This window comes from Actinacidiphila cocklensis, assembly GCF_907177275.1.
Taxonomy (GTDB): domain Bacteria; phylum Actinomycetota; class Actinomycetes; order Streptomycetales; family Streptomycetaceae; genus Actinacidiphila; species Actinacidiphila cocklensis.
The window spans coordinates 39,214-47,134 of the sequence record NZ_CAJSLV010000088.1 but is presented as its reverse complement, the minus strand read 5'-3'; the positions used below and the strand labels follow the sequence as shown (position 1 = coordinate 47,134).

At 71.6% G+C, this 7,921-nt stretch carries 5 protein-coding genes; 3 read left to right on the top strand and 2 right to left on the bottom strand.

Annotation, left to right across the window (positions count from 1 at the left end):
• Both NFU81_RS31780 and NFU81_RS31775 read left to right on the top strand, forming a co-directional pair.
• Positions 1-318: ROK family protein (locus NFU81_RS31780; protein WP_422665340.1), on the top strand; the 318-nt coding region annotated here is incomplete at its 5' end.
• 191 nt (positions 319-509) lie between these two features.
• The gene (locus NFU81_RS31775) at positions 510-4,154 is read left to right on the top strand and encodes a glycoside hydrolase family 3 C-terminal domain-containing protein (RefSeq protein ID WP_274037727.1); all 3,645 of its coding nucleotides are present in this window, start codon (positions 510-512) and stop codon (positions 4,152-4,154) included.
• Positions 4,155-4,235: 81 nt separating this feature from the next.
• Here NFU81_RS31775 and NFU81_RS31770 read toward each other — a convergent pair whose 3' ends face one another.
• On the bottom strand, positions 4,236-5,240 hold the full coding sequence (locus tag NFU81_RS31770; RefSeq protein ID WP_251497770.1) for a sugar phosphate isomerase/epimerase family protein: 1,005 nt from the start codon (positions 5,238-5,240) through the stop codon (positions 4,236-4,238).
• A 79-nt stretch (positions 5,241-5,319) separates the two neighbouring features.
• A complete protein-coding gene (locus NFU81_RS31765; protein WP_251497788.1) occupies positions 5,320-6,480 on the bottom strand; it encodes a Gfo/Idh/MocA family protein in 1,161 nt (386 codons plus the stop codon).
• A gap of 252 nt (positions 6,481-6,732) precedes the next feature.
• Between NFU81_RS31765 and NFU81_RS31760 the strand changes: the two genes are divergently transcribed.
• Positions 6,733-7,917 (top strand): ROK family transcriptional regulator, encoded by a 1,185-nt coding sequence (locus NFU81_RS31760; protein WP_251497767.1) that lies wholly within the window; start codon positions 6,733-6,735, stop codon positions 7,915-7,917.
• Positions 7,918-7,921 lie beyond the last annotated feature (4 nt).

Below are 7,921 nucleotides of genomic sequence, written 5' to 3'. Positions count from 1 at the left end.
GCGGCAGGCGGCGACCCCGCGGCGGCCGGTGCGCTGCGCGAGGTCGCCGGGGCGATCGGGCGGGGCGCGCTGGGCCTGGTCGACCTGCTGGACATCGACCTGATCGTGCTGGGCGGCCCGTTCTTCACCGACGACGCGGCGCCCTTCTACCTGGAGGAGATCGGCCGGGTGGTGAACGACTTCCCGCTCGCCCGCCGGCTGCGCCGGGTCGAGGTGGAGCGCTCGGTGCTCAGCGCGGAGGCCGCGGCGGTCGGTGCCGCCTCGACCATCTTCCACGCCACGTTCACTCCGCGGCTGCGCGGCAGGGAACGCGCCTGAGTTCCGCCGCCATCGGGCCGAACCGTCCTGTGAATTCGGCCGCCGCCCTTGACCTTGTGTCAAACCTGGCCACACACTGCCCAGTTGTTACCGCAATCCCGGAACTTTCTTCGGACTTTTCTTCGGAACTTGCGCGGAAGTCGGTCGATGGATCCGGTCCCTGATCCCTGTTCGACGACGACGGAGGCAGGATGGACCAGCGAAGGCGCCGGCGCGCGGGCCTGGCGGCAGCGTGCGCGATGGCGTGCGCGGCCGCGATGACCGCGGGTCATGGGGCTACGGCCGCGGCCGACACCCCGCGCGCGACGGCCGCGGCGAGCCCGATCTACCTGGACACCCACCACTCCTTCCAGGAGCGTGCCGCGGACCTGGTGTCCCGGATGACCCTGCAGGAGAAGGTCCAGCAGCTCAGCACGAACAGCGGCCCGGCCATCCCGCGGCTCGGCGTCCAGCAGTACACCTACTGGAGCGAGGGCCAGCACGGCGTCAACCAGCTCGGCGCCGACCAGCACAACGGCGGTGTCCAGGGCGGTGTCCACGCCACCAGCTTCCCCGTCAACTTCGCCTCGTCGATGTCCTGGGACCGCGACCTGATGTACCAGGAGACCACCGCGATCTCCGACGAGGTGCGCGGTTTTCTCGACAAGTCGCTTTTCGACAAGGGGCAGAACAACCTCGGCCCGTCCGCCGACGACTACGGCTCGCTGACCTACTGGGCGCCCACCGTCAACCTCGACCGCGACCCGCGCTGGGGGCGCACCGACGAGGCGTTCGGCGAGGACCCGTACTTCGTGGGGCAGATGGCCGGGCAGTTCATCGACGGCTACCAGGGCAACAACCAGGACGGCAGCCCGCAGACCGGGTACCTCAAGGTCGCCGCGACCGCCAAGCACTACGCGCTGAACAACGTCGAGGACAACCGCACCGGCATCAGCTCCGACGTCGACGACACCGACCTGCGCGACTACTACACCGCCCAGTTCCGCGACCTCATCGAGCAGGCGCACGTCGCGGGCCTGATGACGTCGTACAACGCGATCAACGGCACCCCGTCGGTGTCGGACACGTACACCACCAACGAACTCGCCCAGCGCACCTACGGCTTCGACGGCTACATCACCTCCGACTGCGGCGCGGTGGGCACCAACTGGCGGCTCTTCCCCGGCGGACACGACTGGGCGCCGCCTGGCTGGACCACCGACCACAAGGACAACCCGACCTGGACCGAGACCGCCACCGGCAGGACGATGTCGGGCCAGGCGGGCGGCCAGGCGTACGCGCTGCGGGCCGGCACCGACCTCAACTGCACCGGCGACGAGGCCACCACCGCCAACATCCAGGAGGCCGTCGAGGCCGGCGCCCTGAGCGAGGGCGTCATCGACACCGCGCTGGTCAAGGTCTTCACCGTGCGGATGGCCACCGGCGAGTTCGACCCGGCCGGCTCCGCGCCGTACACCGCGCTCACCGCCGACCAGGTCGAGAGCCCCGCGCACCAGGCGCTGGCCACCAAGGTCGCCGACAACTCGCTGGTGCTGCTGCAGAACGGCAAGCCGGCCGGGGCCAAGGCGCCGCTGCTGCCGGCCGACGTGAAGGCGGCCAAGAAGGTCGTCGTCCTCGGCGACCTCGCCGCCACCACGTCGCTCGGCCTGTACTCCGGCGAGCCGACCCACACCACGACCCCGCTGCGGGGCGTGCAGAACGCCGTGCACGCGGTCGACCCGTACGCCTCCGTCGTCTACGACGCGGCCGGCACGTCCTCCACCGCGACCACCCCGGCGGCGCTCAGCGACACGACGAAGGCCGCGATCAAGGCCGCCGACCTCGTCGTCGTCTTCGTCGGCACCACCAAGGCCGACGGCGACGAGGGCAACGACCGCGACAACCTGGCCATGCCCGGCAACTACGGCTCGCTCATCGACCAGACCGCCGCCCTCGGCAACGACAAGACCGCGCTGGTGATCCAGTCCGACGGGCCGGTCAAGCTGGACGACGTGCAGGGCAAGGTCTCCTCGATCCTCTTCAGCGGCTACAACGGCCAGGACCAGGGAACCGCGCTGGCCGACGTGCTGTTCGGAAGGCAGAACCCGTCCGCACACCTCAACTTCACCTGGTACAAAGACGACTCGCAGCTGCCCGACAAGCAGGACTACGGCCTGACCCCCGCCGAGACCGGCGGACTCGGCCGCACCTACCAGTACTTCACCGGCGCCCCGACCTACCCCTTCGGCTACGGCCTGAGCTACACCACGTTCTCGTACCGGAACGTCACGGCGAGCACGTCGAAGACCACGGCGGACGGCACCGTGAAGATCGGCGTCGACGTCAGCAACACCGGCAGGACCGCCGGTGCCGCCGTCGCCCAGCTCTACGCGGCCACCCCCTTCGCCGTGGCCGGTGTCGACATGCCCCGGCAGCGGCTCGCGGGCTTCGCCAAGACCAAGGTGCTCGACCCCGGCAGGTCCCAGCACCTGACCTTCACCGTGAAGGCCGCCGACCTGTCGGTGTGGGACGCCGCGCACTCCCGGCAGACCGTGCCCGCCGGCGGCTACCGCTTCTCCGTCGGCCCGGACTCCGCGCACCCCGCGGGCAGCACCACGGTGAAGGTCACCGGCGCCCTCACCCCGACGGTGCAGACCGTCACCGTCCAGCCGGAGAACGTCGTCTTCGACGCCGGCGACACCTTCAGCCTGGCCGGCAGGAACCGCTGGATCAAGGACGACACCGACCACTCCAAGGAGCAGCGCGACACCTCCATCCACGCGGACGGCGTCGTCGAGGCGGTCAACAACGACCAGTCCTTCGTGGACCTGGCCACGGCCGAGGTCACCTACGCCAGCAGCAACCCGGCGGTCGCCTCGGTCGACGAGGACGGCACCGTCCACGCGGTCGCGGACGGCGTCGCGACCCTGTCGGCCACCGTCGGCGGCGTCACCGGCTCCGCGCCGATCGTGGTCCGCAACACGCTCACCCTCAAGGCACTGCCCGTCGCCGCCGCGGGCAGCACCCTGGAGGCGACCACCACCTACACCAACGGCAGCCCGCAGCCGGTGCGGGACATCGCCGTCGCGCTCGCCGCCCCGGACGGCTGGACCGCCACCGCGGACACCCCTGACGTCTTCGGCGAGGTCGCCCCCGGCCAGTCGGTCACCACCACCTGGTCCGTGACCGTCCCCGACGGCGCGGAACCCGCCGCCTTCACCCTGGACGCGACCGTCTCCACCCCGGCGGGCGACTACACCACGCAGGCGCCGGTGACCGTGCCGTACGCCTCGGTGAGCGCCGCGTTCGACAACTCCGGCATCAGCGACGACGCGAACACCAAGACCGGCAGCATCGACGCCGAGGGCGCCAGCTTCTCCCTGCAGGCGCTGTCCGCGCTCGGCTGGAAGCCGGGCCAGAGCACCGAGCACGACGGGATCCCCTTCCCCTGGCCCGCCACCGCGGGCACCGGGAAGCCCGACAACGTCGTGGCCGGCGGCCAGGCCGTCCAGATCACCGGGAGCGGCAGCAGGCTCGGCTTCGTCGGCACCAGCACCTTCGGCAGCACCTCGGGCACCGGCACCGTCGTCTACACCGACGGCACCACGCAGACGTACGCCCTCGCGCTGTCCGACTGGTGGGCCGGCTCACCCACCCAGGGCAGCGACTTCGCCGCCTCCACGCCGTACCTGAACAACGGCGGCGGGCAGCAGACGCAGACCGTGCACATGTCCGCGGCGACCGTCGACCTGCTGCCGGGCAAGACCGTGCAGGCGATCACCCTGCCGAACGTCAGCAAGGGCCAGGTGGACCACCAGGTGGGCATGCACCTGTTCTCCGTCACCATCGGCGGCTGAGACCGCAGCCGGCGCACAAAGACGGCCGCCCCGCCCGGTGACCCCGGGCGGGGCGGCCGTGTGTCCGGCCCCCGTACGCGCTCAGGAGGAGCTGAAGGCCGAGTCGAAGGACGCGGCGGGCGGCTCGATCGCGGCCAGCGCCCGCACGTGCGCCAGCGCCTGGGGGGCGCCCAGCGTGCGGTCCATCCCGGCGTCCTCCCACTCCACCGAGATCGGCCCCGCGTAGCCGATGCTGTTGAGCATCCGGAAGACCGGCTCCCACGGCACCTCGCCGTGCCCGGTCGAGACGAAGTCCCAGCCGCGCCGCGGGTCGCCCCACGGCAGGTGCGAACCCAGCCGCCCGTTTCGCCCGTTCAGCTGCTTGACGGACTCCTTGCAGTCGACGTGGTAGATGCGGTCCTTGAAGTCCCACAGGAAGCCGACCGGGTCCAGGTCCTGCCACACGAAGTGGCTCGGGTCGAAGTTCAGCCCGAAGGCCGGGCGGTGGCCGATCGCCTCAAGGGTGCGCACGGTCGTCCAGTAGTCGTACGCGATCTCGCTGGGGTGCACCTCGTGCGCGAAGCGCACACCCACCTCGTCGAAGACGTCCAGGATCGGGTTCCAGCGGTCGGCGAAGTCCTGGTAGCCGCGGTCGATCATCTCCGGCGGCACCGGCGGGAACATCGCCACGGTGTGCCAGATCGACGACCCGGTGAAGCCCACCACGGTGTCCACGCCGAAGGCCGCCGCGGCCCGCGCGGTGTTCTTGATCTCCTCGGCCGCCCGCTGCCGCACGCCCTCCGGCTCCCCGTCGCCCCAGATCCTGGGCGGCAGGATGCCCTTGTGGCGCTCGTCGATCGGATGGTCGCAGACCGCCTGCCCGGTCAGGTGGCAGGAGATCGTCCAGCACTTCAGCCCGTGCTTGTCCAGGGTGTCGCGCAGCCGCGGCAGGTAGCCGTCGTCGCTGAGCGCCGCCTCGACGTCGAAGTGGTCGCCCCAGCAGGCGATCTCCAGGCCGTCGTAGCCCCACTGCGAGGCCAGCCGGCACACCTCGGTGAAGGGCAGATCGGCGAACTGGCCGGTGAAGAGCGTGACGGGTCGTGCCATGTGCGGCCTCCTGTGGCAGCGGATGGGCTGTGTCGGGGCGTTCCGGGACGTGCGTGCGGTCAGGATTTCGCCGGTGCGGTCAGGACTTCGCCGGTGCGCCCTGCACTGGGATGTGGACGCCGAGCGCCGCCGCGCTGGACTCGACGGCCGCGAGCACCTTCTGCACCTGGAGCCCGTCGCCGAACGACGGCCGCGGGTCCGTACCCTCCGCGACGGCCGTGACGAAGTCGCGCACCTGGTGGGTGAAGGTGTGCTCGTAGCCGATCAGGTGGCCCGGCGGCCACCAGGCGTCGAGGTACGGGTGGGTCGGCTCGGTCACCAGGATGCGCCGGAACCCGGCCGTCGAGGAGTCCTCGGAGCGGTCGTGGAAGGCCAGTTCGTTCATCGACTCGGCGTCGAAGGCCAGCGAGCCCGCCGACCCGCTGATCTCGATCCGCATCGCGTTCTTGTGCCCGGTGGCGAACCGCGTCGCCTCGAACACCCCGATCGCGCCGCCGTCGAACCGGGCTGTGAACAGCGCCGCGTCGTCGACCGTCACCGCACCGCGCTCGCTGCTCGCCGTCCCCGACAGGCCGCTGGAGCTGGCCGGCAGCGGGCGCTCGGTCACGAACGTCTCCAGCACCGCGCCCACCGAGGAGATCCGCTGACCGGTCAGGTACTGCGCCACGTCGATGCTGTGCGCGCCCAGGTCGCCGAGCGCGCCGGAGCCCGCCCGGTCCTTGCGCAGCCGCCACGCCAGCGGGAACTCCGGGTCCACCAGCCAGTCCTGCAGGTACTGCGCCCGCACCTGGTGGATCCTGCCCAGCCTGCCCTGCTCGACCAGCTGTCTGGCCAGCGCGAGCGCGGGCACCCTGCGGTAGTTGAAGGCCACCATGGAACGGACGCCGTCCGCCGCGGCCTTCTGCGCGGCAGCTGCCATCTCCTCAGCCTCGCGCACCGAGTTGGCCAGCGGCTTCTCGCACAGCACGTGCTTGCCCGCGGCGAGCGCCGCAAGCGCGATCTCGGCATGGCTGTCACCTGGCGTGCAGATGTCCACCACGTCGATGTCGGGGCGGGCGACCAGCTCCCGCCAGTCGGTCTCGGCGGACTGCCAGCCGTACCGCTCCGCGGCCTGCTGCACGCGCTCCGCCGACCGGCCGCAGACCGCGGCCAGTTCGACCCGCAGCGGCAGTTCGAAGAAGCGCCCGGCGGTGCGCCACGCGTGCGAGTGCGCCGCTCCCATGAAGGCATGTCCCACCATGCCGATCCGCAGGGGCTGCGGAGCTGTCGTCGTCACGTGCGTCCTCCTCGGGCGGCACTGGGCCGTGAATCGTTATTCATCCGGCATCGACTGAAACTCGTGGAGTTGGATAGAACAGTTCGCGAGTTTCTGCCTGAACTTCGTCATAAGTCAAGGCTCTTGACCGGGCCGGACGCAAGAGGGCGCGGCGCGCGGACCAGGACACCGCGTGCCGACATGCACACACCCCCGGGGGTAACGATCGACACACCAGTGAACCTGCGCGAGGTCGGAAGGCTGCGGGTCCTCGAAGCCCTGCATGCCACACCGCGCAGCAGCCGCCCCGAACTGGTACGGGTCACCGGCCTGTCCCGGGCCACCGTCTCGTCGCTGGTCGCCGACCTCATCGCGGTCGGCCTGGTCACCGAGGAGGAGCCGGACACCGACGACCCGGAGCCGCGCCGCACCGGGCGCCCCGCACAGTCGCTGTCCCTGGTGCCGACCGCGGGCTACGCGATCGGCGCCGACATCGGGCACCAGCACGTGCGGGTGAACCTGTGCGACCTGTTCGGCACGGTGCTGTGGGAGCACTGGGTGGCCAAGGACGTCGACCGCGCGCCCGAGGAGACCCTCGACCTGGTCGCGGTCCTGGTCGGCCGCGCCCTCCAGGAGACCGGCGTCGCCAGGAGCCGGGTGCTCGGCATCGGCGCCGGCATCGCCTCCCCGGTCGAGAAGGGCAGCGGCGAACTCGGCGCCGAGGGCATCATGCCCGGCTGGGTCGGCCTGCACCTCACCGACGAGCTGAAGAAGCGCACCGCGCTCCCGGTCCGTGTCACCAACGACGCGAACGCCGGCGCCCTGGCCGAGCTGATGTACGGGGCCGGGCGGCAGATCGGCGACATGGTCTACGTACGGCTGTCCGCCGGTATCGGCGCCGGCATCGTCAGCAACGGGCAGCTGCTGCTCGGCGCCCGCGGGCTCGCCGGCGAGATCGGCCACCTGCCGCTCATCGCCGACGGCCTCATCTGCCGCTGCGGCAACCGCGGCTGCCTGGAGACGGTGGCCAGTCCCGTCGCCATCGCCCGGCTGCTCACGCAGAGCTGGGGCCGGCCGGTCGCCGCACGCGAACTGCCCATGCTGATCAAGCAGCGCAACACCGGGGCGCTGCGGGCCGTCCGGGACGCCGGTGACGCGGTGGGGCGCGCGCTGTCCACCCTGGTCACGCTGCTCAACCCGCGGCTCATCGTGGTCGGCGGCGACCTGGCGGGGGCCGGCGAGGACCTGCTCGAACCGCTGCGCGCCGGGGTACGGCGGCACACCCTGCCCTCGGCGGCCCGGGGCGTCGAGATCGTCACCGGCGGGCTGGGCGACGGCGCGGAAGTCCGCGGAGCCGCGGGCCTGGTCCTCGCCGGCGCCCCCCACCTGCTGTCGACCATGCCCCCGGGCGAGGCGGCGTGACGGC

Coding starts and splice junctions, on each gene's coding strand:
- NFU81_RS31770 (WP_251497770.1), bottom strand. CDS start 5,240: ATGGCACGACCCGTCACGCTCTTCACCGGCCAGTTCGCCGATCTGCCC.
- NFU81_RS31765 (WP_251497788.1), bottom strand. CDS start 6,480: ATGGTGGGACATGCCTTCATGGGAGCGGCGCACTCGCACGCGTGGCGC.
- NFU81_RS31775 (WP_274037727.1), top strand. CDS start 510: ATGGACCAGCGAAGGCGCCGGCGCGCGGGCCTGGCGGCAGCGTGCGCG.